2 protein-coding genes are annotated in these 774 nt (G+C 26.9%); both read right to left on the bottom strand.

Going from position 1 to position 774, the window contains the following annotated elements; all coding sequences use genetic code 11:
- Positions 1 to 184: 184 nt before the first annotated feature.
- Complete coding sequence (locus tag HMPREF0072_RS12200) at positions 185 to 358, bottom strand: hypothetical protein (RefSeq protein WP_004830357.1); 174 nt, start codon at positions 356 to 358, stop codon at positions 185 to 187.
- Positions 359 to 431: 73 nt separating this feature from the next.
- On the bottom strand, positions 432 to 774 hold a 343-nt coding region (locus tag HMPREF0072_RS10305; protein WP_039931481.1), incomplete at its 5' end, for a hypothetical protein.

Genomic DNA, 774 nt, shown 5'->3' with positions numbered 1-774 from the left:
TTTTCTTTCTCCTTTGTTTGAATTAAAAAAAGGGAAGTATAGGCTTTAATTTTTCTATACTTCCCTTTGATTGTTTTTATTTTATTGTTGTTGGTGGTGGAATGCTTTATTTTGATGTTTTTATATATTTCTTAGGTATTTGTACCTTTTGTTGTTTTTCTGCTCTTATTTTGCTTTTCCACCTTTAGTAGTTTATGTGTGTTCTTTTGTCTGATAGATAGTTTTTCATGTTGGAATATATAATCTGTATTTCTTCATTGTTCATTGCTTTTAATTCTTCTGTGCTTTTATATGTTTTGTATGTTCCATCTTGATCTGCTTTTATGAGTTCATCTATTAGCTCTTGCCTTTTATTCATCTATATTACCTCCTAGAACGGTCTTTATTTTCTTGGTCATATTATAGCTTGGATAAGATATTTTTACCAGATATTATCTTTCTTGATCCATTTTTTTGTTTTTCATACTTTCTCTGTATTCATTATCTTTATTAACTTGGTCTTGGAATTTTTTAATCTGTGCTATTACACTTGGTTTTTCACCTTGTTTTATTAGCTTATCTATTTCTATGGATAAGTCTATACCAAGTTCTTTGTTTACAAAATCTACTGAATATTTTATATGATTAATTTCCTGGTATTCATCTTTTATCTTATCTTTTTCTTTATTTATTTCTTCAAGCTTTACCATTAAAAGAATTTTTTCTTCATTCCACTTTTTAGGACTTAGTTTTTCCTTATCTGATAGGAGTTTTTTTAATTTCCCACTTACTACT

The organism is Anaerococcus lactolyticus ATCC 51172 (assembly GCF_000156575.1).
GTDB lineage: Bacteria > Bacillota > Clostridia > Tissierellales > Peptoniphilaceae > Anaerococcus > Anaerococcus lactolyticus.
Note: the sequence above shows the minus strand (reverse complement) of the source record. Positions and strands in the feature narration are given on the sequence as shown.

What these genes read in the sequence shown, in the direction of transcription:
- HMPREF0072_RS12200 (WP_004830357.1), bottom strand. Translation starts at nt 358, where the DNA reads ATGAATAAAAGGCAAGAGCTAATAGATGAACTCATAAAAGCAGATCAA.